The organism is Blautia sp. MCC269 (assembly GCF_018785655.1).
In the GTDB taxonomy this organism is placed as follows: domain Bacteria; phylum Bacillota; class Clostridia; order Lachnospirales; family Lachnospiraceae; genus Blautia_A.
This window is the reverse complement of sequence record NZ_WQQE01000011.1, coordinates 1-25,009: the sequence shown is the minus strand read 5'-3', so window position 1 is coordinate 25,009 and position 25,009 is coordinate 1. Positions and strand designations below refer to the sequence as shown.

Here is a 25,009-nt window from a genome sequence, read left to right as displayed (position 1 = left end):
AGAAACTCTATGAACAACAAAACTATAACTCTGACACAGACTCCACTCAAACAGCGAAAAAAGAATATCCGTAACGCTCATACAACAGAACCTCTGGCGATCTGCAACATCATAGAAAAGATCGTCCTGATGCCATTTTCGGATTTCATGTTCTGCCATCCGGAAGAATATGCCTCTGTAATGGAAGAATTTACCAATCACAAACAAAAGTGGAATTTTCCGGAAATCCCAACAGGAATGGCATTTCAGTTTGTTGCAGAACAGACAGGAATGTCGCCATCCGCACGTATTACAACAGGAGAAGAGGCGATCATTCGGAAGCAACTTCTGAATGCTGTCTATCAGCCATTTCTGGATATCTTCGATATGGCTGTTTATGACCCTGGTGATCCGTTTCATGGCTCAATCCATACACCAGAGGATCTGCTTCAGAAGTCTGCCTGGAGATATGTAAATCATTGCCGTTCTACCCATATCGTCTATGGTGAAAAACAGAGGATCCCTCTTCAGGAACGGATACAACGTATAGAAAGCTCCAAGGAATACAAGGCCAAATTCTACTGTTACAATATGGCAAATACTCCTCCTGCCATGATTCCTTCAGAACTTGGATATTCATTCTGCCTGTTTCTGAACAATACAACATTCTGTGACTACTTTGAGTGCCTGAAAAGTATGTCTCTGACAAAAATAACTCCAACAAGAAATCTTTACAACAGACTGGAACAGTCCCACAGCGGCTATGGTCAGGATGCCACTATCCTGGAATACTATGCCTGTGGAGATTTTGACCGAACCTATTTTGAACAGGGCCTTTATGCACTCTTCATTTATCCTATGGCACAGGTATATTCTGCACTGATAAAAAAAGATTTCAACAAAATCAAATAAAACCCCTGCGGGGTTAGCGGGTGAAGACTTGTAACAACTCAAATTCAACAAACAAAAGAAAGGAATATCACTATGAAAATGAACCCTTACAATATGCCACAGATCATCAAAGAAACCAGCGACGGCTACTTCCATCTCTCCGTACTGGACGACCTTCTCTCTCAAAGGGAAATCTACTGCCTCGGAGAAATAGACGCAGACTCTGCCGGCAGCCTGATCCTGCAGCTCCAGTACCTTGCAGCCCAGGATCCGGAAGCAGAAATCACTCTTTATATAAACAGTCCCGGAGGATCTGTCGCTGACGGACTGGCTCTCTATGACATCATGCAGACCATACCCTGCCCGATACGCACTGTGTGTATGGGAACTGCTGCCAGCTTCGGAGCACTGCTGTTCACGGCTGGTGACACCAGAGAGATTTTTCCCCATTCAAAAATAATGATCCACGATCCTCTGATCGCAGGTCAGGGGCTGACCGGAAGCGCAACGCTTCTGCATACAAAAATAGATTCCCTCATGGAAACCAGACAGATACTTGGAGAACTTCTGGCCCGGCACACCGGCAAAACACTGGAGGAAATCTACGAAAAAACAGCTCAAGATACCTGGTTTACTGCCTCAGAAGCAGTCGATTACGGCCTGGCAGACACGATCATTAAAACAACAGAAACAAAATCCACAACAAAATCATCAGAAGAAAAAGGAGATCAGAACAATGACTAATAAAACTACAACTCTTATGAAACCGGTAAGCACTACTCTGAACGATAATCACCGTATCCTGGCACAGGGCCGCTACATAAACAACAATACCTGGCAGACAGGCCTCAACAACAATGACCTGATAATCGGCGTCAGCGGCGCCGGAAAAACCAGAGGATATGTAATACCCAATATCCTCCATTCCAACGAAAGCATGGTCATCGTAGACACAAAAAATACCCTTTCCCGAAGGCTGTCTCCACATCTGAAAAAGGAGGGTTATGAAGTCTGGAACCTGAACTTTGCAAAAATGGATCAGTCTCCCATGGGATATAACCCTCTCTCCTGCATAGAACGTTACACAGACCAGTCCTATCCTTACAATACACAGGACATCGAAATGCTTGCAGAATATCTCTGCCCTATCGAATGTGACAGAGATCCGTTCTGGGATTATTCGGCAAGAATGTTTATGGCAACACTGATCGCCTATGTCATGGAAGCACTTCCTGAGAACGAAAAGCACCTTGGCTCCGTGGCAGAGATTCAGGAATTTATGGCAAAATCCATGTTCAAATCGCTGATAACCGAATGGGGTGACGCATTTCCGGAAAGCTATGCCCTGCAGAAATGGAAGCTCTACAAAGGCACGGATTCTGCTGACAAAACCCACGCCTGCATCCGCATGTTCGTAGGAGAAAAGCTCAGTTCCTATACCTCAAAAGGAGCACTCAAAATGTTCTCCAATCCACATCAGGTGGACTTCCGTTCCCTGGGCCGTCGAAAAATCGCCCTGTTCATCAATGTGAGCGATACCGATCGTTCCAACGATAAACTGCTGAATCTGCTTTACTCTCAGGCCCTTCATGAGCTTTGTGACAGCGCAGATTGCTCTCCTGATGGACGACTTAAGGTTCCGGTACGGTTTATCATGGATGACTTTGCATCCAATGCAGTAATCCCTGATTTTGATAAGGTCATCTCTGTCATCCGCTCCAGAGAAATCTATGTAAGCCTTATCCTTCAGAGTCTTTCACAGCTTGACTCCATGTATGGAAAAGACCGTGCCATGACCATCATCAATAACTGCGATTCCTGCCTGTACCTTGGCGGACAGGATGTGGAAACCGCCCGCTACATCGCCGTAAAAGCAAACAAAACCGCAGACACTATCCTCACACTTCCAATTGATGCCGCTCTGCTTTTCGTCAGAGGCCAGAAACCTCAGCAGGTTACGAAATACAGTCTGGAAGAAGACCCTCTGTATCTCGAACTGGTCTCCGCTTCGGCGGCTGATACCATAACACACAGAACCCCGGTTATCCATACAAAAGACAACCGTTCCAAAAACAACGAATTAACAGATGTAGCATACTAGTTTACAACAAATCAATGATCAAAAAAATACAAAATATAATGTAAAGTAAAGGAGAATTTTATTATGGATAAATATACAGGAAAAGTTAAATACTTAAACAAAGAACATGGTTTTGGATACATTTCATTATGTGAAGACCCGGGACGCGAACATGGCGACATCAACTTCTCTACCAGTGATCCTGGCTGTCACTCTCTTAGTCTTGGTGATATTGTTACCTTAGATATCCGAAAAGGTAACAGCATCAACAAAAACGGAAAAATCTGCGAATATGCCGTTTCCGTTCAGTTAAATGAATCTATCTCCAGGCCTATGACAAGTTACTACCAGCATAAGACAGATAAAGAATCAATGCAGGGAAACAGAGAACTCAAACAGGCAATCTGTAATGCAATTTCCGGCAAAATTGGCACCTCCTGCCAGCTTCACTTCTACGACTCAGAAATGCCTTTCCGATTCGACCGAAACTCAGCTAACCCATGGATCATCGGACATCCTGACTGTGCAATTTATACGGAAGATAAACTGATGCAGGCAATGCTTCGTAAAAACTCTCTCTTTACCAATACCATTTCCGGAAAAAACAGCTATATGCCGTATGAGGACCCTGATAAATCAAAACTCCGTCGTACAATTCATGTTCCGACCTATGGCTGTTCAAGCTTTCTCTTCAACAAAGACCTCTGTTTCCTGATGATCGAATTCGCCTGCCGTTCCGGTATTGATCTGTCCCATTATGAAATCATCTTCGTAGATAAAGATGAGCACAAAACCGACGTATATACCATGACCCTGGACAAACTCCAGCAGCTGATCGAATCCGGATACAAATACGGAAACAAATATGTACCTCTGGGAGAATACCCAAATACACCAAAATACAAAGGAAATTGCACTATGCGCTACCTTCTTCCGGTTGATGCTTTTGAGAAACTCCCAGTTGCCAAATAAAACAAAGTCCCCTGCGTATGCCTGTTGCAGCTCCGCCGGGGACTTATCTGATTCACCTTTAATAATCTGTAGTACATCTGCGAACTATTTCACAGAGAACACACATTCTTCTCAATTTGAGATTCATTCTCCAGAAGATCGATCATTCGTTCCACAGTCTTTCTGCACATGATCTGTACAGTTCTGATAGCTTCTGATAGCTGCAGCCACATGATCAGTCAAAATCTCTGGTAATGTTCGTAAGCCATTTATTTCTGAAATAGTGGATGAACACCACAGGCATTTTTTCGAATTCATCTAGGGTCATTATAAAATATACCCAGACAGGCGGCAGTTTTAAAACATATGCTGCAAGGAAAGTAAGAGGAACTGCAACAAGCCACATAAATATGGAATCCACGATCATTCCGAACCTGGAATCACCACCGCCTCTGAAGCAACCACATATAAGACAGGTATTGATACCCTCTCCCACAAGACGCCAGGTTGTCATAACTATAAAAATACCAAGATAATAAATGGCTTTCTCTGTCAGTTTATCCCGGTAGAAATCCAGTATCATAGGGCGGACTGCCAGGATAACGGCACATCCGATCAGACTTACGATAATTGTTATTCTCAGCATACGTTTCCCATATTCTCTTGCTGTATCCTTATGGTCTTTACCAAGCTCCTGGCTGATAATGATAGTAGTAGCGTTGGCAAAGCCACGACAGGCGATAGCACCAATGTTTACCACCATAACAGCAACAGCATTTGCGGCAACCATATCATCACCAATGTGGCCAAGAATCGCTGCAAATGCTGAGCTGGCAAAGCTCCAGACAACATCATTTATTACAGCCGGAGAGGCAATTTTCATAAAGTCCCGAAACAGAATACCTGATTTTGCAAAGAAATATTTTATCCGGAATCTGACATCGGAGCTGTTTAATGAATAGATGAGACAAATCAATACCTCTGCGATTCTGGCAATAACAGTACCAAGGGCAACACCTGTAACGCCAAGCTTTGGAAGTCCAAACAATCCAAAGATAAAGGAGGCATTACAAAGCACATTGACACAAAGAGATACAATGTATGTAACAGAAGGCAGCATTATTTTTCCGACACTTCGAAGAGCACTCATAAAAACCTGAGAGAATCCCATAAACATAAAGGAAAATGAGATTACCTTCAAATATTCACTGCCGGCAGCAATAGTATCCGGACTGTTTGTGAAAATCTTCATAATCGTAGTCGGCATGGAAAAAGAGATAACGAAAAATACAAGAGAAACGATCAGCGAGATCCTCTCTGCCAGGCCGAGAATCTTTTCTACTGTCTTTTTATCCCCCTTTCCCCAGTACTGAGCACACAAAACCGAGGTACCTGTGGCCATGCCGTAATATAAACAGAAAAGAATAAATGTATACTGGTTGGCAAGGGACGAAGCCGACATGGCAGTCTGGCTTACATATCCCAGCATTACGGTATCAGCAACATTTACCAGTGTTCCGATCAGATTTTGGATCATGATCGGAAATGCTAATTTTGATGCATATTTCAAGAAATCTTTTTTATTTAACATACAACAGTTCTTCCTTAGTTTTTAGAATTTATAATCCTGTGGCATATCTGACAAAATGCCTGACTGACTCATCTTTCGCAGGCAATCCGTCCATATCGAAGTCCTCAAAATACAGCTCCATCCTGTCATTGAGTGGAAGGAAATTCTCATCTGTCCAGGACCGGTTTTGCAGCACTACTCAGGTCCTCAGTGAATTCCCATAAGATATTTACTTATAGAGAACAGTATATCATATACCTTACAAAACCGCGAGTTTTTTCAGTATTCTCTCTAATATGGTTCCATTTGCATCCAGCCGTTCACAGCTCATGTGCTGTGCAGATGCCGCACTTTATGAAATAAATTTTCCCTAAACAGGCGAACCGCCTTATAATATGTATTCCATCTGCCTTTCTTTTGTCCGCATTCCCATTTTCTCATAAAATTTTTCTGCTGAAATATTTCCTGCCCATACATTCAATGTTACTTCATAGCATCCCAGCTGCTTTGCTTCGTTTTTTACATATTCAAACAGGCTTTCCCCAATATGCTGACCTCGTGCCTCCTGATCGACACACAGATCATCTATAAAAAAAGACTTAAACGGCACCATATTGTTTGAAAAAGGCTGCTCCTGTAATTGACAGAATGCATACCCCACACAAACATCAGCCTCATCTGCTGCAACATATATTGGCTTTTCTTCGTTTTTCAGAAGCTCTGCCAATTCGTCTGTCTTATATTTTGTTGTGGCTGGAATAAAAATATCAGGCCTTATATCTGCATGAATCTGCAGCACCTGCCCTAACAATTCCAGGATTCTCGGAATATCTTTTTCTTCTGCTTTTCTAATGATCATTTTTATCCTCCCTGTTTCTCAACAACTGATTTTATAGGTTCTTTATACATACCATAATACCATCGTGTGGATTCCTGGTAAAGAAAGATCGACGGTTGCAAAAGCAATCCGCCCTCTTCTGTTAGTGTAAACTAACCTCTGTATATAAAAGAAACCATGTGAAAACAAAACTGTAATTTCACATGGTTTCTTTCCCTGTGTATATTCGGTATATCACTTAAGAAAGCTTATAACAATAGCATCATTTTAGACAGGCAATTTTTTTCCGTTCAACCTTCTTTTGCAAAATTCCTTATATTGGAATTATCTTATTTATAATTATCTGTAATGTATTCCGCTCCAGTAAATATTATCTTTCACTATCGTTTCCTGCGGAAGTACTACACCATCCAACGCCCACCTTTTATATTCTGCAAACCCTACACGGTCAATAATATATCCCACATGTTCCTTGCCGCCAGGCGCATTTGGATCAATATATTTTTTTACAAATTTATAGGTGTTCAGGATAACCTTGACGATAGTGTCTTCATCTGCCCAGATCAAAAAATCTTCTCCCAGACGTGGATTTTTCTTTCCAGTTCGTCCCATAAGTGTCAAACGATAATATTTTTTTTCACTTCTGGTCCATGCTCTGGTAGGACATTTTGTCACACATACTCCACAGCCTACGCATTTTTCTTCATTGCGCACGATTCTGTAATTATCCATCTTTAACGCATCCACCGAAAGCTTATCACAGCCTTTTACACAGGCGCCACAGGATACACAACGATCAGGGGCATATTGTGGCTCTGTCATACCAATAATTCCAAAATCGTGCATTCTTGCTTTGATACAGTCATTGGCACAACCTGTAAGTGCAATTTTAAAATGAAGATCATTAGGAAATATAGCCTTTTCGATTCTCTTCGCAAAAGCTGCTGTATTATAATTTCCAAAAGGACAGACTCTGTTTCCGATACATGCACAGACATTTCTGGTTCCTGATGCTGAATACCCGGTACCTGCCTCATTTTGATTGATCTGAAGATTATCAATGATCGGTTGAAGCATCTCATTAACTTTATCCATATCTTCCATATGGATTCCTTCAATTTCGAATCCCTGACGAGTGGTAACATGGATCTGTCCGTTTCCATATTTTCTGGCAATATCCACCACCTGCTGCATAACGTCTGCATTACAGCACCCTCCCGGAACACGAACTCTGGAAGCCGTAAGCCCACGGACCTTTGATACACGGAAGGCATTTTTCTTTAGTTTCTTTGTATTGATATCCATTACGATTTTCTCCCCTAATCAAACAGTTTTTTGCCTTCTGAATAACAGAATACCGGACCATCCAGACAAATATATGTATCATTCATTCGACAATGCCCGCATTTACCAAGTCCACAGCACATTTTTCTCTCCTGAGATATCCAGATTTGTTCTTCCTTCATTCCCAGCTTTAAAAGCTCTGCTACTGCAAATTTCATCATAACCGGTGGTCCGACAACAATAGCTGCAGTCTCATGGATATTATCAAGCTCAAGTTCCGGAATATATTTTGTAACAAGTCCTGTCCTATAAGAATCGTCATCAGCGGAATCCACCGTCAGGATCAGCTCCATCTGCTGTTCCCAAATCTTCAGATCCTCACGGAACAAAATATCTGACGGCGATTTAAACCCAAGGATCGTATGTAATTTTTTCACTTCATCCGGATGCTCACCGAAGTAACTGATCACTCCTCTCACAGGAGATACTCCTGTTCCACCAGCTACCACGATCAGTTCTTTTCCCTGATAATTCTCCTTCTCAAAACCGTTTCCATACGGGCCACGCATAAAAAAACAGCTTCCCTCATTCAGTTCAAAAATCTCTCCGGTCACCTTGCCAACCTTGCGTATGGTCAGATCAACATAATCTTCTCCTATACCACTGACAGAAATCGGTGCCTCACCATATTTAGGAATAGAAACTTCAAAAAACTGTCCCGGTCTTACTTCACCCACATATGTCATACGGAATGTATATTCTGTCTCTGTATGCTTCACGATTTCTTTTATCTTAGATAAGAAAGGAATATATTCATTCGTCATCTTACTTTCCCTCCTTTTCTTTCAGTTTCTGAAGACATTCGATATAGGAAATATACTCCGGACAGACATTTTCACAACGCCCGCAGCCGACGCACATATGATATCCGAATCTTTTCTTATGATCTGAAATTTTATGTAATACCTTAAAGCGCATTCTTTCACCCTGACTTTGGCGGAAGCTGTGTCCTCCGGCAATATCAGAATATCCATCTACCTGGCAGGAAGCCCATACACGGCGACGCTCTCCGGCCTTTGGATTATCTTTATAAAAAATATCCTGCATAGTAAAACAGGTACACGTAGGACAGACAAAATTACAGCGGCCACAGCCAATACATCGACTGCCATATTCCTGCCACATGGAATCCTGGTGGATTGTATTTGAAAGTTTTTCCGGAACCTCTACATGAACCTCATTATTTTCCACAAAAATCGGTTTCTCCTGAACATTCTGTCCATAATCCCATAATAATTCTTCCAGTTCTCTGCATTTCAGCTCCATGTAACATCCATTTTCATCCTGAAAAATATACATATCATATTCTTCACAACGATTCGTTCCCATACTTACGCAAAAACAATTTTTTCCGGATTCCTTACACCCCATCACAGCAAAAACTGTATTTTCCCGCATTCTTCTGTAATAATAATCCTCTGCACCATTTTTCAAATACATGTCGTCCAGGCGTTTCAGGGCATGAAAATCACAGCTTTTTAAGAAAATCAACCGCTGTCTTGCTGCTCCGTCTGCTGTTTTCATCTCATTCTCCGTAAAATAAAGAATCGTCTCTGAAATCGGAAGCAGTACCTCCTTAAAGCTGTAATCCGACTTCTGATTCCAGACAATCTCTTCCCAGCTGTTCAGCAGACCATAACGAACTACATCTGTATCTGAAAAGCATCCTGTCCCCTGGTAAATTTTCGGTCCATACACATCATAGGATTTCTGCAAAATTTTAAAAATATTCTGCATCTCATCACTGCTGACTCGTTTTCCCATCAGATACCCCTTTCTCATAATCACATTTTATAAAATTTTGCAAGACCATCAAAATCTATCAGAATAAAGCGCTTATTGCCATAACGGATCAGACCTCTGTCCGTAAGAACCTTACAGGCACGAGATACATTTTCCCTTGGTGCACCAACCAGATCAGCCATCAGGGTAATGGTAAGATCAATATCTATCATCACCCCGTCTTCCGTATCTACGCCAAAATCACGACCGAGCTTCCATAATTTTGCAGCTATTTTTCGCTCCATCTGCATGTTTCCGGTCGTATTCTTTAGCTGGTGCCCCATTCGCCAGAGATTTCTCTCATACTCTCTCAAAACAGCTCTTGTCAAAGCATGGCTCTGTTCCATAAGCTGAAGAAACTGTTTTTCTGCAATTTCTATCACCTGCACCGGACAGGCAGCCTCACAAAAAAGTGCATTCGGCTTTTTGCTTACAATGCTCTGATTTAAAAGCCGTCCTTTTCCCAGGATAAAAATCACCTTTCGATTTCCATGCTTGGTCAGATTATAAAGCATCACTTCGCCGGAATACACAAAATATACTGTTTTGGTTCTGCTGCGTGAATGAAAAATCACTTCTTTTTTCTTATAAGAAACAACTTTACTTTCATTAAGCAGGTTCTGCAGAATATCCTTTGGTATTTCTTTAAAAAAATCCATCTTCTCCAGTTCCCTGAGTGTTATCTGTCCCATTGTATCAACCTCGCTGGTATAGCTTTTGCAGTTTCTGATAATAAACTACTCTTGTCTCGCATTCCTTTTGTATTATAATGAAAAAGTTTATCGTTTTCCGTGATGTATATCACATTTTTATTCCTGAATCCGTATCATTACAGACAGTCAGCTCAAAATGGTTTCTGTTTGTTTTTATAAGTCCTTCTTTTTGCAGCTTTGATATCTCCGAAGACATTGCCGCACGGTCAATGCAAAGATAATCTGCCAGCTGCTGCCGGTCAAAAGGAATATCAAAGGATAACGATGCCTGTCTGATAGATACCGACGACAGATAGGACAACAGCTTATCCCTTGTCGTTCGTTTGCCCACATGTGTGATTTTATCGTTGAGGATCAGGATCTTATTTGCCAGGACACCGACCAGGTTACGAATCAGCTTCTGATGATGCTCACATACTGTTGGGCAGGAAACCAGAAGCCTTTGAACATTTAATAAAATAATATCACAATCCTCATCTGCTACCACACTGACATTCAGAACAGCTCCCGGACTTGCCGCATATGGTTCACCGAAAAAGTCTCCTGCATGACATTTTGACAAAATATTCCGATGTCCCCACAGATCTTCCTGAATAACAAGAACACAGCCTGACACCACAAGTCCCATTACTTCGGTAGAGTCTCCGGCTCTGAAAATATAAGAATCCCTTTTTCTGGAGATTGTTGCTGCATTTACGCAGTGTAGTATAGATAATATCTCATTATCAGTAAGACCCTTAAAGAAAGGACTGATTCTCAAAATGGGTAAATATTTTTTCAAAATTAATCCTCCTGTTGGAAATCAAACATACACGTTGTAATTATTATACTATACTCCTAACAGAAACCAAGGATAAATACTACTGGCCGAGGATAAAATAATAAGAACGATCCTTCGGAAAAATCACAGAATAAAAGGAGAATACAATAATGGATAAAAAAATGTTTTGTTTTCAGTGTGAACAGACTGTCGGGTGTACCGGCTGCACCGGAAATGCCGGTGTCTGTGGAAAAAAAGCAGATACAGCGAAATTACAGGACGAATTGACAGGTGCGTTGATCAGTCTGGCTAAAGCTGCCGACAGCACGGAAACTATTTCAAAAAGAACCGGACAGATCATAATTGAAGGACTGTTTACTACAGTTACAAATGTAAATTTTGACAATGCTGCAATCGAAAATATGATACAAAAAGTCAGAACAGAAAAAGAAAGACTGATTTCTGACTGCAACAAATGTCAGGCTCCATACAGTAAAACAGAGGAATATGATCTTCAGCAGCTGTGGAATGCCAACGAAGATATCCGCTCTTTGAAGTCTCTTATTCTCTTTGGTATCCGCGGAATGGCTGCCTATGCCTATCATGCAAATGTTCTGAATTATGAAGATGCCGAAGTGAATCAGTTCTTCTGCGAAGCATTATCTAAGATCGGTTATGAAGAAAACACAGAAGAACTGCTTTCTACAGTACTCAAAACAGGAGAGATCAATCTGAAGTGCATGGCACTTCTTGATAAGGCAAATACAGAAACCTATGGAACACCAGAGCCAACTGATGTTACACTTACGGTAGAAAAAGGGCCTTTTATTGTCGTGACCGGACATGATCTGAAAGATTTGCAGCTTTTGCTTGAACAGACTGAGGGAAAAGGAATCAATATCTATACACATGGTGAAATGCTCCCTGCCCATGCCTATCCATTCTTAAAGAAATACTCTCACTTAAAAGGCAATTTCGGAACTGCATGGCAGAATCAGCAGAAAGAATTTGACCATCTTCCAGCCCCGATCCTCTACACTACCAACTGTCTGATGCCTCCAAAAAGCAGCTACGCTGACAGAGTATTTACAACAGAAGTAGTTGCCTTCCCGGGAGCTGTCCATATTGACGAGAAGAAAGATTTCACACCACTTATTGAAAAAGCACTGGAGCTGGGTGGTTACAAAGAGGATCAGATGTTCTCCGGTATCAACGGTGGTAAAAAAGTGACAACCGGTTTTGGTCATGCAGCTATCCTGTCCCATGCAGGTACTGTGGTAGAAGCCGTAAAATCAGGCGCGATCCGCCATTTCTTCCTGGTTGCCGGCTGTGACGGTGCCAAGCCAGGTCGAAACTATTATACGGAATTTGTGAAGCAGACACCTTCTGACAGTATTGTCCTCACCCTGGCATGTGGAAAATTCCGTTTCAATGATCTCGATCTGGGAGAGATCGGTGGTCTGCCACGACTGATGGATATGGGTCAGTGTAATGATGCTTATGGTGCGATCCAGGTTGCTGTGGCACTTGCAGATGCATTTGGATGTTCTGTAAATGAGCTTCCGCTTTCCTTCGTACTCTCCTGGTATGAACAGAAAGCAGTCTGTATCCTGTTAACCCTCCTGCATCTGGGTATCAAAAATATCCGTCTTGGTCCTTCTCTTCCGGCATTCCTTTCTCCTAATATTCTGAATTTTCTGGTAGAAAATTATGGTATTGCACCTATTACCACACCGGAAGAAGACCTCAAAGCACTGGTGAAGCATAATAAATAAATTTTTCAAAGCCCCCACAAAACAGTGGGGGCTTCTACCCTTTCATAAGGACTTTCGCGGTATGTTGTTTCTTTACGTCTTTTACAAATATTTCATCATTGTTGGCACAAGAATATTCATATCTACAGGCTTTGCAACATGAGCATTCATTCCAACAGAAAGAACCTTTTGTATATCTTCCGCAAAGACATTCGCAGTCATTGCAATAATTGGAATCCTGGATTTTTTAGTATCCTTCATCTTTCGAATAGCTAATGCGGCATCGTATCCATTCATAACCGGCATCTGAATATCCATAAGGATCATCTTGTAATAATCAGCATCAGCCTTTTCAATCATATCAATGCATGCAGCACCATCATTTGCAGTCTCAACAATACAGCCTTCTTCCATTAATAGTTCCGTTGCAATTTCTGTGTTGATCTCATTATCTTCGACTAATAAAATCCGAACACCATTCAGGCAATTCTTATTACGCAGATTACTTTTTTTCTTCATCATAGAATCTTCTTTTGACGCTTTTCTGCAAGGAACAGTCACTGTAAATATGGAACCCTCACCCTGCTTGCTTTTCACTTCTATTGAGCCATCCATAAGATCTACAAGCTTTTTCGTAATACCCATTCCGATGCCGTTGCCCTCAATATGACTGACTGTAGAGTTGCGTTCTCTTTCAAAAATTTCAAAAATGTGCTTTTGAAAATCTTCAGACATACCAATTCCATTATCGGTAATGGTGATGATCATATTGCACCAGTCATCTTTTTCACAAGATTTCTGTACAACATCACAGGATATCGTACCTCCTGTATTTGTATACTTTATAGCATTGCTTATAATATTGAAACAGATTTCTGATAAATGTGGTGCATCCATATATACATACGGATACATAATTTGTTCTGTCAGAGAGAGTGTCTGATTTTTACTTTCTGCCAGCTGTTGGAACATAGCGACACAATTTTCAAAGTTTTCATGGACATTCGAAACATCATATTCCATTTCGATCTTATTATTTTCAATTCTTGCAAGATCCAGAACATTACTGAGTAACGACAAAAGTCTTTCTCCGCATATTTGTATTGTTTCAAGATATCTGCCAATTTTTTCTGTTTCTTTCAAATGTCTGGATGCCAGATCTGCATAACCAATAATTGCATTCATAGGAGTCCTGATATCATGAGACATATTGAACAGGAATGATGATTTTGCTTTATTTGCACATTCTGCTTTTAATTTAGCTTCCCGCAATTCTTCCTCTTGTCTTAATTCCCGCAGTTTTTCTTCTGTCACATCTCGATTTGCAATCAGAACTGATGTAACCTTTCTATTTTTATCATAGCTCTGAGGAACAACCATGGAAAGAAACCATGATCCATCCTTTTTTTTGAATTCGGAAGACATAGATTCTTTATTATGGAGCCGTGCCGCCATGGTTTGTATATCAAAAAAATCTATATACTTCTGTACAAACGGTTCTGCTATAATACTTTCGATAATCTTGAACTGAGGATCCCAATCTGCAATATTATCTTTTATATCCAAATCCATTTTTCGAGATCTTTTGACAAGTTCAACCTTCTTTGTTTTTAAATTCAACCTTGAGATGTGATAGTAGGCAGTGCCTAATCCCTGAAGTGCCTGCCGAGTTTTTTTGACCTGCTTTCCCAATGTGAGAGGAAACTCTTCACCGTCCATCTGTTCCAGATCTGGTGCTGATTGATGCAGATGCTGAACCAGCCATTTCCCATTCGTCCGCTTATAGATAACGGTAAATCTTGTCTCCATTTCAAAACAGCTTGAACCATCCTTAAACAGACCTGCAAAATCTACTGTCCCGTGTGCAAGAACATGGTCATCATCAAGTCTTTCTTCTTCCTGATGTAAATTTCGTACTTCAATTCTGATTTTACCTCTCCGTTTTACATCAAATTTAAATGATTCTAAAAACTCATGCAGATTCCTGTAAAGCTCATGTTTCCCGGTTCCAATCAGACTGATATTTTCGTCAAAGTAATTTTCGATACCCAGATCATTTGCTGAATCAGCGTTAATATATATTTTCAAAAGCTGCTCTGTGAGTTTTTTGAAATCATCCATACGCTTTTCCCCCCGCCTGAAAATCCAAAATGATTTTTGGTTTTCTGCCTAATTTCCAAGTTTCTCCATTTGCCATTTTCTTCCCGAATTTCTGAATTTATATTTCAAATCGTTTACTTTATTATAGCATAGCATCATATTGTTATGCCATCAGTTTTTCAAGCCAGGTGTCCCTGGCAATTGTGACACCACTTCAACAGGCGGCCATGATCTTCTGAGAGCCACATAGGATATTAAAAAGTTCGCAAACCAACCAGCTGGTACAGCGAGCCAGACAAATATAATGCCAAAACGCGGTGCACAGATCAAAGCAACAGACAGGCGAATCGCCAGGTTCACCATGTTTGCAATGAGGAACGGGCGCATGATTCCGAGACCACGAAGGACCCCATCTGTTGCCATTTTGATTCCCATAAAGATGAAGAAGTAACCGAGCCATCTCATATAACCCTCGGATACCTGATAAGCCACGGCAGTTCCATCTTTACCAAGAAATAGCGAGGAAATCTGAGTATGTAATGTTTCAATGACTATAAAAGCAAGAACTGCAAAACATATATCTAACACCAGTGCTGCGTGATATCCTTTTTTGATCCGTTCAATTTTCTTTGCACCAAGATTCTGGGAAACATATGGGGAAACCGCATTGCCGATCGATACAAAAATCAATGAAAAAACATTCTCTACCCGCATCGTCGCAGCATACCCCGCGAGTGCCTGTGTACCGAAGGGATTTACAACTGCCTGTACGATCATCATACCGATGGACACTGTAGACTGCTGAAGAACTGAAGGTACAGCAATTTGAAGCATGGAATGTAACTCCTGCCTGTCAAACCAGTCAAAGCGACTTTTATATCGACGCATCCTGCTAAGGAAAAGCAAAAGTGAAAACACCGCAGAAATTCCCTGTGCTATAAGAGTCGCAAGAGCTGCGCCAAACACACCGAGACCAAGTCCGGCCACCATCCAGAGATCCATAAAAATATTTAAGATTGACGAAAATATCAAAAGCCCCAGTGGGATTTTTGATTCGCCTATGGAAGTAAACATATTGGAAAGAATGTTATACATAAACAGAAAAGGAAATCCCACGAAATAAACCCGCAGATATAACACTGCATCATTCAGTATATCTCCAGGGGTTTGTAACACACTCATCATCCAGTGGGAAAAGCAAAAGCCGAAAACACCAAGGACTATGCTTAGAATTAAAAAGCTAAACAAGGATGTTGACACGATGGTTTTCATTTTTCCATACTCCCTGGCACCGAAATAGCGGCTCACGAGCACACCTGCACCGACCCCGGCGCCCAGTGCCACACAAATGAAAACGTTGGTCAGTGCTGCACAGGCACCGACAGCCGCAAGTGCGGAGGAGCCAACAAACTGACCAACGATGATGGAGTCAGCCATATTATATATTTGCTGAAAAAAACTGCCCAGAATCATTGGCATTGCAAAAAACGTCAGTGCTTTAAGAGGCGCATCTGTGATTAAATACTCATCTTTTGACATTATCATATTCCCCCACAGGTTTCATAATTTCACTTATTCTTCCTTTCATCAAAATTAGTTTTGTACATTCTGTGTTTCTAATGCGTGACTTATATTGCGGATATTCAGTAATAAACCGCTTAATTACATTGGCATCATTCCAGTAATGCATTGGAAAAATGACATTGCAATCTACATTTTTAAGGAAATACAGGATCCCGTCGGCATAATGATCTCCCTGTCTCGGATCCAATGGAACAAATGCAGCGTCAAAATACATACCCTTGATTTTCCTGATCTCCGCACGATATGCTGAAGTAAGTCTCTGATTATCAGTTTTCGACTCACCATCCCAATACCAGTCGTTTAAGTCACCGGCATGGTAAATGATGCCTTCCTTTGTTTTAACAATAAATGCAACACCACTATCGTTGGATAGTAATGTATCGACTTGGGTTCCATTATCCAGATTATAAGTTTGATCATGATAAACATATGTGATCTTCATACCCGACAAATGGTTCCTTTTTCGTATATCATTCGCCAGAACTGCCTGATAAGTCATACCCATATCATCAAGGATCCCAAAGATTTGTGGGTTAAAATGATCCTTATGGAAGTGACTGCAAAAGACGATCACTTCTTTTTCCTTGTCAAGATTCGGTAATTCACCCTTGTAATAATCAAAAATATAATAGCAGTCTCTTGTTTCAAGTAAAAATCCACTATGATTAATGTAAGTAATTTTCATAATATCACCTGTATAAATTAACGCCGGTACCGGATAGCAAATCAACACATCCCCTTACTTTAAATAATGTCCACACCCAGACCAGCCGATATAATATAGTAAACCTCTTTTTTACCAAGATGCTGCCAGATTGGATAAGTACGGTCAATAAAAGTCTTCATCTGTGCACTGATTCCATAAAAATCAACCAGATCTTACTTCCATATCTATTCCCCAGCGACTTCCTGGTTATAAATTTGTCGATTTCAAGCGGGGAGAAGTAAATCTCCCCACCATCATCAGATTAATTTCCTTTTAGAAAAGTTGTCCTGGGAGCTTGAGTTTCTCTTTGTAAGTAAAACTCTTATCAAACTCTTCAGAATCCAGAAGAGGTGTAATACCGGCTCCATTTCCGGATGTCCAACAAAGGTAATTAACTCCCGTCTCCTTATCTACAAGAATTTGACGAATCCCTTCATATGCAGAATCTTTTTATTATTCATAAATTATACTATTTTAAGCATATGCAACGATATTCTGATGGTGTTAAATGATAACGCCTTTTAAACAATCTACAAAAATAATCCACATTACGAAATCCGCTTTCATAAGCAATTGTTTTTACTTTTTTATTCGTATTTTTCAATAACCAGGAAGCTGCCTGTAAACGATATCCTATCAGATAAGCAACCGGCGTAGTATGTAAAAATCGTCGAAACAAATTAAGTGCTGTACTTTTGCTTACTCCTATATGTGAAGCTATTTCATCCAGCGACAACCCATGATTATAATTTTCATGTATATATTGCATCATTAACTGTACTCTTTTCTGTGCAGCCTCATCAACTGTTTGCACCTCTTCTTTACCAGATAACTTTACATTTTCATAAAAAATCAGCCATAAATTCTGCAACAATGCCAAAGTAGCAAGCTCTCTTATTTTCTCATTCTCCTGTATTTCCATTATTTTTATCATAATTTGTATAATTTTTACCTGCCATGATTCATTAATTCGAAAACATTGAAAGGATATATTCGATGAAATGATTGGTAAAATATATTTTTTATAGATCAAACTGTTCTCTGGCGCAATAAATTCAGGCATACATACAAAATTAGGAATAACACCATCAGATGATGCATAAAACTGATGCAATATTTTAGAATTGATAAAAATCGCCTCTCCTTCTGACAATATAATCTTTTTTTCGCCTATCCCACATGTAACTTGTCCAGACTCGACATATAAAAACTCAAATTCCCTGTGCCAGTGCCATTCAATACAATGAAAATCAAACAATTCCAGATTATCATAATAATACTGGAATGGATAAGCACTGCTTCCATGCTGTTTAATTTCCATGAACTCCTCGTCTGTAAGTATCTTATTATAATCCATCTTCATATCACATTCTTTCTTTTACGATATTATACAGTATTTCTACAATTTAATTCAATGTATATATCTAATATTTGCTATATAATCAAGTAAAAAAAGGAAAGAGGTATTCTTATGATTTTTAAATGGATGAATGAAAGTGAGATCAGCATTGAAGGCGACTTTATCCTTAAAGTAAAAGTATCTCATGATTTTAAAGAGACCTATGATTCTGCTTCTGTAATGGTAATGGCAGATGACAGTCACTAGGCAAAATGTTGTTATGAGCATCTTTCTATCGAACATAAAACTGTTAAAAACATTCGGAGTGGAAAATAAAAAATGAATGCTATTAAAAAAACTGACTACCATAAGACAAAAATTGCCTGTTATATGGGCTTTATCACACAGGCTATTGCGGCAAACTTCGCACCGCTTCTTTTTTTGAAATTTCACAGTGACTACCATATTTCTCTCGGTAACATTGCTCTGATATCCACTTTCTTCTTTTTTACACAGCTTCTGGTTGACCTGTTCTGTGCCAAATTCGTAGATCATATCGGATATCGTGTGTGCATTATTGCATCAGAAATATTTTCTGCACTGGGTCTGCTTGGGCTGGCATTTTTACCTGATTTTTTACCTGATCCTTTTATTGGAATTATATGTAGTGTTATTATTTATGCCATCGGAAGCGGTTTAATAGAAGTACTTTGTAGCCCTATTATCGAGGCCTGTCCGTTTGAAAACAAAGAAGCAACTATGAGTCTGCTCCATTCGTTTTACTGTTGGGGAGCTGTTGGGACAATTTTGATTTCCAGCTTATTTTTTCTTATATTTGGAATAGACAACTGGAAATGGCTCGCCGTAATATGGGCAATCATTCCTGCAGTTAATACTTATAACTTCATGACCTGTCCTATTGAACCTCTGGTTGATAATGGTTCTGGAATGGAAATTAAGAATCTGTTTTCCAAACCATTTTTCTGGGTTGCAATATGTCTGATGATCTGTTCCGGAGCTTCTGAACTTGCAATGGCTCAATGGGCATCTGCTTATGCTGAATCTGCACTTGGATTATCAAAAACACTGGGGGATTTGGCAGGTCCATGTATGTTTGCAATAACAATGGGAATCAGCCGTATAATTTTTGGGAAATATGGAGAACAGTTAGATTTAATGAAGTTTATGAGTGGTTCAGGCATATTATGCGTTGTCTGTTATCTACTTACTGCTTTGTCATCCAACCCGATTATCGGACTTATCGGTTGTATTGCATGTGGATTTTCAGTTGGAATCATGTGGCCTGGAACAATCAGTATTTCCTCAAAAACTTTTCCAACAGGCGGAACAGCTATGTTCTCTCTTCTTGCCATGGCTGGAGATTTAGGCGGCAGTATTGGACCTGGAATCGTTGGTCGTATTACCCAGAATGCTGGAAATAATATCCGGATTGGCATGGGATGCGGACTTATTTTTCCGGTAATTCTATTATTTATGCTGTTTCTTCTATATCGAAAAAATCAGTGCAATCAGAAATAGTACTGTATAAAGTAAACATAAAACAGCCTGGATTTAAACCCTATTGAAAAAATGTGGTCAAAAATGAAATTCATTCTCAGAAAGAGAAAAATCTGTATTGCATCTGAACTACCTGAAGCTGTAAAAAAAACAGGTCTGGACACACTGAAATTATTTCAATGTATCTAGACCTGTCTTTTAGTTATTGGTTCGCACGAATCATTTTATATCGATTACCTAATGTATTTTTATAGTTCTTTTACATACACACCGTTTTCTTCACAAAATCCCAACCACATTTAATAAGAGTTTCATACCAGTTTCCTCTTTACCTTCCTTTTATTTCAATTCATCCAGAAGAGAACTTCCAATTGTTCCCTCCGGCATCTTAACTTCAAAATTATCTGCGATCGTTGCACCGATTACTGCAAAAGTATTCTGATCTTCCAGCTTTCCATATCCCTCCATAGATGGGGAATAAGCAAAAAATGGTACTTTTTCTCTTGTGTGATCAGTTCCTGTATGTGTCGGATCATTTCCGTGGTCAGCTGTAATGATCAGAAGGTCATCCTCACGAAGTTCATCAAGAAGTTCACCAAGTTTTACATCAAATCTTTCAAGTTCCTCTGCATATCCCTTTACATTGCGTCGATGTCCCCAAAGAGCATCGAAATCTACAAGATTTACAAAACAAAGCCCCTCAAACTCTCTTTTTGCAATGTCAATTGTCTGCTCCATTCCATGAACAGAGCTTTTTGACTTATTGGACTCTGTCAGTCCCTCACCGTCAAAAATATCAAAAATCTTTCCAACGGAGATCACATCATAACCTGCATCCTTCAATGCATTAAGCGCAGTTTTCCCGTAGGGCTTCAGTGCATAATCATGGCGGTTGCTGGTACGTTTGAACTCACCTTTTTTCTTGCCAAGGTAAGGTCTTGCAATAACACGTCCGACTTTCCACTCATCCCTCATAGTGATATCACGAGCGATCTCACAGCAGCGATACAGTTCATCCAGTCCGAATGTCTCCTCGTTTCCGCAGATCTGTAATACAGAATCAGCAGATGTGTAAACGATCATATGACCGGTAGCGATTTCTTCCTCAGCCAGTTCATCAAGGATCTCTGTTCCACTGGAGCTCTTGTTTCCAATTACTTTATGTCCCGTTCTCTTCTCAAGCTCATCGATCAGCTCTTTTGGAAATCCGGTCTCAGTAAAAGTCTTAAACGGTTTTGTGATGTGAAGTCCCATCATTTCCCAGTGTCCTGTCATAGTGTCTTTTCCGGTACTGACTTCTTCTAAAAATGTATAATAACCCATTGGTCGTTCCACTGCTGCAACCTGTTTCAACGGATGAAGATTTGCAATTCCAAGTTTCTGAAGGTTTGGAATCGTAAATTCATCTACATTCTGGGAAATATGTCCCATAGTATCTGTTCCTTCATCCCCATACTGAGCCGCATCCGGCATTTCTCCTGCCCCAAAAGAGTCTATTACAATAGTAAATATTCTCTTATATTTCTTCATGGTTTTTGTCTCCTTCCTACTCTTCCAGATATTTCCTCATTTTCACGAACTGTTCTTGAGATACGGTAATCTTTCCGCTTTCCAGGGTGATCAGATTCTCTTTTTCCAAGGCTGCAATACTTCTCTGAACACTTCTCACATTGAATCCACCTCTGTCGGACAGAGCTCCGTCTGTGTCTTGTTCAGCCGCAATATGCAAGTATTTATTTCTCTTTTACATGCGTAGGACTCTACAAGATACTTCATCAGACGTTCCTTACAGCTCATGAACATATATTTACGGTGATTTACGCTTTCAGATGTCAGGGTTGACATCACGTTTTTCGTCCGCAGAAGAAGTGCATTTTCATCATGCTGTATGAGCAGAAGGAAATTGCCCGTCTCAGACGTGAATTACGTGATACCCAAGATGCACTTGATGTGTTAAAAAAAGCAATCAACATTCTGGGAAAATGACGGAAGCCATTTATCTTGAAGTGTCTGAGAAGACGGAAGCTGCCAAAAAGGCTGGACGCCGGGTTTCCGTCTCCGGAATGTTGAAATTTTTAGGTGTCTCTCGCTCAGGATATCTTGCATGGCTCCACCACGTACCTTGCCTTTCAGTTGAATCATTTGTTTTATCCTGGTCAAAAATCTACCGGTACTCTTACTTCCACGCCTTCCAGATATCCGGCTGATATCCAAGAGTGGATTGTTTTCCATTACGAACCACCGGTGTCTTAATCACCTGCGGATTTTCCAGCACCTTCTTAAGTTTATCTTCCTCTGCAATGTACTTAATGAGCGCAAGCAGATCCTTATCCTTGCCCTCCCAGTTGATCATATTTTCCAGTCCACCATTTGCCTGAGCAACTGAATTAAATTCGCCCTTGCTCATGCCCTTCTCTTTCATATCAATAAACTGAAACTTGATCCCACGTTCTTTAAAGAAACGTTCTGCTTTCTTTGTATCATTGCACTTCTTTGTTCCAAAAATCTGTACGTTCAAATCAATTCTCCTTATCCATTGCCATATGTATCATTTTCTCGAAGGATTCTCTAAAATGCTCATCATCCTCCGATGTTCGTTTTCTTGGGCCTCTTAAGTGCTTCTTTCCGGATGCCCTTCGTGCTTTCTTATTCAGATGCCGCTCCATAAGCATCTGGTCAATATTTTCATTGGTATACCATTTCCCAGATTGATGAATCGCATACGCATTTTTTCCAAGTGCCATTGCCGCAACTCCATAATCCTGTGATACAACAATATCGCCCCTATGACAAATGCTGATCAGTTTATAATCCACGGCATCTGCTCCGGCTCCAACTACAATCACCTCACTGTAATCAGAAGATAACACATGATTGGTATCACACAATAACGTTACCGAAATACTGTGCTCTTTTGCAACTTTTTCAACAATACCGACTACCGGGCAGGCATCTGCATCAACAAAAATCTGCATATCTTCTCCTTTAATTACACATAAATGGCGTACGAACCTCGACGAGATTACCACTCGGATCATACAGCCTTACAAGCTTCTGCCCACCTGCAAGTTCTGTCAGTTCTGTGGCATATCGAACGAAATACTTACCAGATTCATATTTCGCAAGCAATCCATCTATATCAAAGTCCTCGAAATACAGTTCCATCATGTTATTGAATGGCGTAGAAGTTTCATTCAATGTTTTCCCCCATACGTCGGCATCCTGCAAAACAAGTCCCTCCGATAAGATCACATTACCTTCATTCTTAAGAATCACTTGCAGTCCAAATAAGTCCTTATAAAACTCTATAGATTTTTCTATATCATCTACCACGATCAGTACATTTTTCAGCATATCCGTCACCTCACAATCCGCTTTGAGTCAAGCGAATATTCGCAATCCGCATGCGGTTAAATAATCTTTCCAGACAAATGATCAATTTCATGCTGGCAAATCTGTGCTGTCCATCCTGACAATTTCTGGCGCTGTTTTTTCCAGTTGAAGTCATAATATTCTACTTCAATTTCCTGGTATCTGGTCGTCTTACGAACACCATCCAGAGACAGACAGCCTTCTTCTGTCTCATACATATCACGCTTTGAAACAATCACCGGATTGAACATCACAACATCTATGAATCCCATATTTACAATGATGATATTCTTCTTTACACCAATCATATTTGCAGCCATACCAACGCACCGTTCCCGGTTTGCCCGCAGTGTGTCCTGCAGATCTTTTCCAACCTGAATATCTGCTTTCGTGGCTGGTTCAGATGGCTGGCCTAAAAAGAAAATGTCTCTTACAATTTGCTTTACCATTTTTTCTCCCTGTAGCTTTCATTCTACTTTTTCCAATTTATTATTTACATCGAGACAAACTTTGTCTCCTTCATTGATATTACGCTCATAGAGCCTGGCGTCCTCCGCTTTTACTGTCACTTCTTTTCCTGAAGAATCCATAAGAGTCACTATTGCCATGACTGGTGCATCATCCGGTCGTTCTTCACAACCAAAATTCAGATCTTCATCGATTCGTTTTACTGTGTACATCATAACTCAATTCCTCTGGAGATAATATTAAGAATCAGTTTTCTACATACCTTCTCCGATAATATTCCATCGTACGATACTCAATAATATCTTTCTTCCATTTGCTTCTGTGTCAACCAGACTGTTTCCTGTTCAGGGTTTATTTGAACTTCAATATTAATATCACCATCCGTAAATAATATTATTTCATTTTTCATCTATAAGACCTCACATATTCTATCCTATTACACTCGCCCCAAATGGCATAAAAGAGAGTCTTGCCATCTTGAAAAACTGCTTTCCAAATGGAATTCCAACTATCGTAATGCACCAAATGCAACCAACTATTAGGTTTCCAAGTGCCATTTCCCATCCAAAAAATATAATCCATATAAGATTTACCAGAAACGAAAACATGCCATTTCCATACACGATTTCTTTTCCAAACGGCCAGAATGCCAGGGTTGCAAATTTAAAGCATTGCAGACCTACCGGAATTCCAATAATTGTAATACACCATATGCATCCTGCAAAAACCCAGGCCAAACCGCCCAGTAATCCTCCAAATATAAACCAAAGAATATTACCTATCGTTCTCATGACAACACATCCTCCTTATCAATGTTTAATATTCTTTTGCAATTTCCTCTATTATCTCATATATCTCTTTGAATTTTTCTAAGTCCTCTGGAGATCTGATCAGCATGATTTCTTCGATTTTTCCGGTCCGTATATCTTTAAATTCTGCTACTTCTTCTCCGGTGCAAATGCTTGCACGAATAACAGGTTTCATATGTTCTCGGTCATATGTTTTTTTCACGATTTTCTTTTTGAATAATCCCATGCTACCTCCCCATCTCCGAATATCTTCGACAACAAGATCAACTATCTAATTCCTGGAACATTTTTCTGCATCAATCGCAAGTACGAACATCAACGCATCCAATGCATTTCCTGGATCCTGCACATCAATAACATATGTATCAGTCATATCCAAATACTGAATTTATTTCCTTTGGAGCCTTTTTCATAAAATATCTTCCAAAACCAATCATCGTAAATGGAAGAA

The 25,009-nt window shown here is 40.1% G+C and carries 29 protein-coding genes; 7 read left to right on the top strand and 22 right to left on the bottom strand.

Annotated elements, in window-relative coordinates:
- Nucleotides 1–9 precede the first annotated feature (9 nt).
- From GPK88_RS04295 to GPK88_RS04280, 4 genes are all read left to right on the top strand, one after another.
- Nucleotides 10–891 (top strand): hypothetical protein, encoded by an 882-nt coding sequence (locus GPK88_RS04295; protein WP_173762492.1) that lies wholly within the window; start codon nucleotides 10–12, stop codon nucleotides 889–891.
- Between the two features lie 78 nt (nucleotides 892–969).
- Entirely contained in the window at nucleotides 970–1,614 is a 645-nt protein-coding gene (locus tag GPK88_RS04290; RefSeq protein ID WP_215707553.1) for a ClpP family protease, read from the top strand.
- The gene (locus tag GPK88_RS04285; protein WP_173762493.1) at nucleotides 1,607–2,971 is read left to right on the top strand and encodes a VirD4-like conjugal transfer protein, CD1115 family; all 1,365 of its coding nucleotides are present in this window, start codon (nucleotides 1,607–1,609) and stop codon (nucleotides 2,969–2,971) included. Before GPK88_RS04290 ends, GPK88_RS04285 begins: the two co-directional genes overlap by 8 nt.
- A gap of 63 nt (nucleotides 2,972–3,034) precedes the next feature.
- On the top strand, nucleotides 3,035–3,922 hold the full coding sequence (locus tag GPK88_RS04280; protein ID WP_173762494.1) for a hypothetical protein: 888 nt from the start codon (nucleotides 3,035–3,037) through the stop codon (nucleotides 3,920–3,922).
- Between the two features lie 89 nt (nucleotides 3,923–4,011).
- Here GPK88_RS04280 and GPK88_RS19110 read toward each other — a convergent pair whose 3' ends face one another.
- From GPK88_RS19110 to GPK88_RS04245, 8 genes are all read right to left on the bottom strand, one after another.
- Nucleotides 4,012–4,134, bottom strand: a complete 123-nt coding sequence (locus GPK88_RS19110) for a hypothetical protein (protein WP_256442547.1) — start codon at nucleotides 4,132–4,134, stop codon at nucleotides 4,012–4,014.
- Between the two features lie 2 nt (nucleotides 4,135–4,136).
- Nucleotides 4,137–5,492 (bottom strand): MATE family efflux transporter, encoded by a 1,356-nt coding sequence (locus GPK88_RS04275; protein WP_173762495.1) that lies wholly within the window; start codon nucleotides 5,490–5,492, stop codon nucleotides 4,137–4,139.
- 367 nt (nucleotides 5,493–5,859) lie between these two features.
- Complete coding sequence (locus GPK88_RS04270; protein ID WP_173762496.1) at nucleotides 5,860–6,330, bottom strand: GNAT family N-acetyltransferase; 471 nt, start codon at nucleotides 6,328–6,330, stop codon at nucleotides 5,860–5,862.
- A gap of 318 nt (nucleotides 6,331–6,648) precedes the next feature.
- Nucleotides 6,649–7,614 (bottom strand): sulfite reductase subunit C, encoded by a 966-nt coding sequence (asrC, locus tag GPK88_RS04265; RefSeq protein ID WP_173762497.1) that lies wholly within the window; start codon nucleotides 7,612–7,614, stop codon nucleotides 6,649–6,651.
- Nucleotides 7,615–7,628: 14 nt separating this feature from the next.
- Complete coding sequence (asrB, locus tag GPK88_RS04260) at nucleotides 7,629–8,417, bottom strand: anaerobic sulfite reductase subunit AsrB (RefSeq protein WP_118368662.1); 789 nt, start codon at nucleotides 8,415–8,417, stop codon at nucleotides 7,629–7,631.
- Between the two features lies 1 nt (nucleotide 8,418).
- A complete protein-coding gene (gene asrA, locus GPK88_RS04255) occupies nucleotides 8,419–9,417 on the bottom strand; it encodes an anaerobic sulfite reductase subunit AsrA (RefSeq protein WP_173762498.1) in 999 nt (332 codons plus the stop codon).
- Between the two features lie 20 nt (nucleotides 9,418–9,437).
- Nucleotides 9,438–10,127, bottom strand: a complete 690-nt coding sequence (locus tag GPK88_RS04250) for a Crp/Fnr family transcriptional regulator (protein WP_173762499.1) — start codon at nucleotides 10,125–10,127, stop codon at nucleotides 9,438–9,440.
- Nucleotides 10,128–10,236: 109 nt separating this feature from the next.
- Nucleotides 10,237–10,929 carry a Crp/Fnr family transcriptional regulator gene (locus GPK88_RS04245; protein ID WP_173762500.1) on the bottom strand — a complete coding sequence of 231 codons (693 nt, stop codon included), beginning with the start codon at nucleotides 10,927–10,929 and terminating at the stop codon, nucleotides 10,237–10,239.
- Nucleotides 10,930–11,078: 149 nt separating this feature from the next.
- Here GPK88_RS04245 and hcp point away from each other — a divergent pair, with 149 nt between their 5' ends.
- Nucleotides 11,079–12,683, top strand: a complete 1,605-nt coding sequence (hcp, locus tag GPK88_RS04240; protein ID WP_173762501.1) for a hydroxylamine reductase — start codon at nucleotides 11,079–11,081, stop codon at nucleotides 12,681–12,683.
- Between the two features lie 81 nt (nucleotides 12,684–12,764).
- Here the strand turns inward: hcp and GPK88_RS04235 are convergent, their stop codons facing one another.
- From GPK88_RS04235 to GPK88_RS04215, 5 genes are all read right to left on the bottom strand, one after another.
- A complete protein-coding gene (locus GPK88_RS04235; RefSeq protein WP_173762502.1) occupies nucleotides 12,765–14,783 on the bottom strand; it encodes an ATP-binding protein in 2,019 nt (672 codons plus the stop codon).
- A 150-nt stretch (nucleotides 14,784–14,933) separates the two neighbouring features.
- A complete protein-coding gene (locus tag GPK88_RS04230) occupies nucleotides 14,934–16,301 on the bottom strand; it encodes an MATE family efflux transporter (protein WP_173762503.1) in 1,368 nt (455 codons plus the stop codon).
- A complete protein-coding gene (locus tag GPK88_RS04225) occupies nucleotides 16,288–17,031 on the bottom strand; it encodes an MBL fold metallo-hydrolase (RefSeq protein WP_118063987.1) in 744 nt (247 codons plus the stop codon). The genes GPK88_RS04230 and GPK88_RS04225 overlap by 14 nt, the downstream gene beginning before the upstream one ends.
- 294 nt (nucleotides 17,032–17,325) lie before the next feature.
- Nucleotides 17,326–17,481, bottom strand: a complete 156-nt coding sequence (locus GPK88_RS18810; protein WP_330597024.1) for a DUF6440 family protein — start codon at nucleotides 17,479–17,481, stop codon at nucleotides 17,326–17,328.
- Nucleotides 17,482–17,521: 40 nt separating this feature from the next.
- Nucleotides 17,522–18,373, bottom strand: coding sequence for an AraC family transcriptional regulator (locus tag GPK88_RS04215; protein ID WP_243279013.1), 852 nt, complete (start codon nucleotides 18,371–18,373; stop codon nucleotides 17,522–17,524).
- 150 nt (nucleotides 18,374–18,523) lie between these two features.
- On the opposite strand from GPK88_RS04215, the gene GPK88_RS04210 reads away from it, so the two are divergent.
- Together GPK88_RS04210 and GPK88_RS04205 are read left to right on the top strand one after the other, a co-directional pair.
- The gene (locus GPK88_RS04210) at nucleotides 18,524–18,658 is read left to right on the top strand and encodes a DUF1349 domain-containing protein (RefSeq protein ID WP_147604293.1); all 135 of its coding nucleotides are present in this window, start codon (nucleotides 18,524–18,526) and stop codon (nucleotides 18,656–18,658) included.
- A gap of 72 nt (nucleotides 18,659–18,730) precedes the next feature.
- A complete protein-coding gene (locus GPK88_RS04205) occupies nucleotides 18,731–19,930 on the top strand; it encodes an MFS transporter (protein ID WP_173762504.1) in 1,200 nt (399 codons plus the stop codon).
- Nucleotides 19,931–20,248: 318 nt separating this feature from the next.
- Here the strand turns inward: GPK88_RS04205 and GPK88_RS04200 are convergent, their stop codons facing one another.
- The 9 genes from GPK88_RS04200 to GPK88_RS04160 all read right to left on the bottom strand — a co-directional run bounded on the left by GPK88_RS04200 (nucleotide 20,249) and on the right by GPK88_RS04160 (nucleotide 24,784).
- Nucleotides 20,249–21,439: a phosphopentomutase gene (locus GPK88_RS04200; RefSeq protein WP_173762505.1), complete on the bottom strand. Its 1,191-nt coding sequence runs from the start codon at nucleotides 21,437–21,439 to the stop codon at nucleotides 20,249–20,251.
- Nucleotides 21,440–21,455: 16 nt separating this feature from the next.
- Nucleotides 21,456–21,578, bottom strand: a complete 123-nt coding sequence (locus GPK88_RS19105; RefSeq protein WP_256442545.1) for a hypothetical protein — start codon at nucleotides 21,576–21,578, stop codon at nucleotides 21,456–21,458.
- A gap of 507 nt (nucleotides 21,579–22,085) precedes the next feature.
- Entirely contained in the window at nucleotides 22,086–22,427 is a 342-nt protein-coding gene (locus GPK88_RS04195; RefSeq protein WP_021650098.1) for an arsenate reductase family protein, read from the bottom strand.
- Between the two features lies 1 nt (nucleotide 22,428).
- Nucleotides 22,429–22,884, bottom strand: a complete 456-nt coding sequence (locus GPK88_RS04190) for a YaiI/YqxD family protein (RefSeq protein WP_173762506.1) — start codon at nucleotides 22,882–22,884, stop codon at nucleotides 22,429–22,431.
- Nucleotides 22,885–22,894: 10 nt separating this feature from the next.
- Nucleotides 22,895–23,263 (bottom strand): VOC family protein, encoded by a 369-nt coding sequence (locus GPK88_RS04185; RefSeq protein ID WP_173762507.1) that lies wholly within the window; start codon nucleotides 23,261–23,263, stop codon nucleotides 22,895–22,897.
- Between the two features lie 56 nt (nucleotides 23,264–23,319).
- Entirely contained in the window at nucleotides 23,320–23,730 is a 411-nt protein-coding gene (locus tag GPK88_RS04180) for a peptide deformylase (RefSeq protein ID WP_173762508.1), read from the bottom strand.
- 18 nt (nucleotides 23,731–23,748) lie between these two features.
- On the bottom strand, nucleotides 23,749–23,964 hold the full coding sequence (locus GPK88_RS04175) for a hypothetical protein (RefSeq protein WP_173762509.1): 216 nt from the start codon (nucleotides 23,962–23,964) through the stop codon (nucleotides 23,749–23,751).
- A gap of 213 nt (nucleotides 23,965–24,177) precedes the next feature.
- Nucleotides 24,178–24,540 (bottom strand): YccF domain-containing protein, encoded by a 363-nt coding sequence (locus GPK88_RS04165; protein WP_015526476.1) that lies wholly within the window; start codon nucleotides 24,538–24,540, stop codon nucleotides 24,178–24,180.
- A gap of 25 nt (nucleotides 24,541–24,565) precedes the next feature.
- Nucleotides 24,566–24,784, bottom strand: coding sequence for an aspartate dehydrogenase (locus GPK88_RS04160; protein WP_173762510.1), 219 nt, complete (start codon nucleotides 24,782–24,784; stop codon nucleotides 24,566–24,568).
- Nucleotides 24,785–25,009 lie beyond the last annotated feature (225 nt).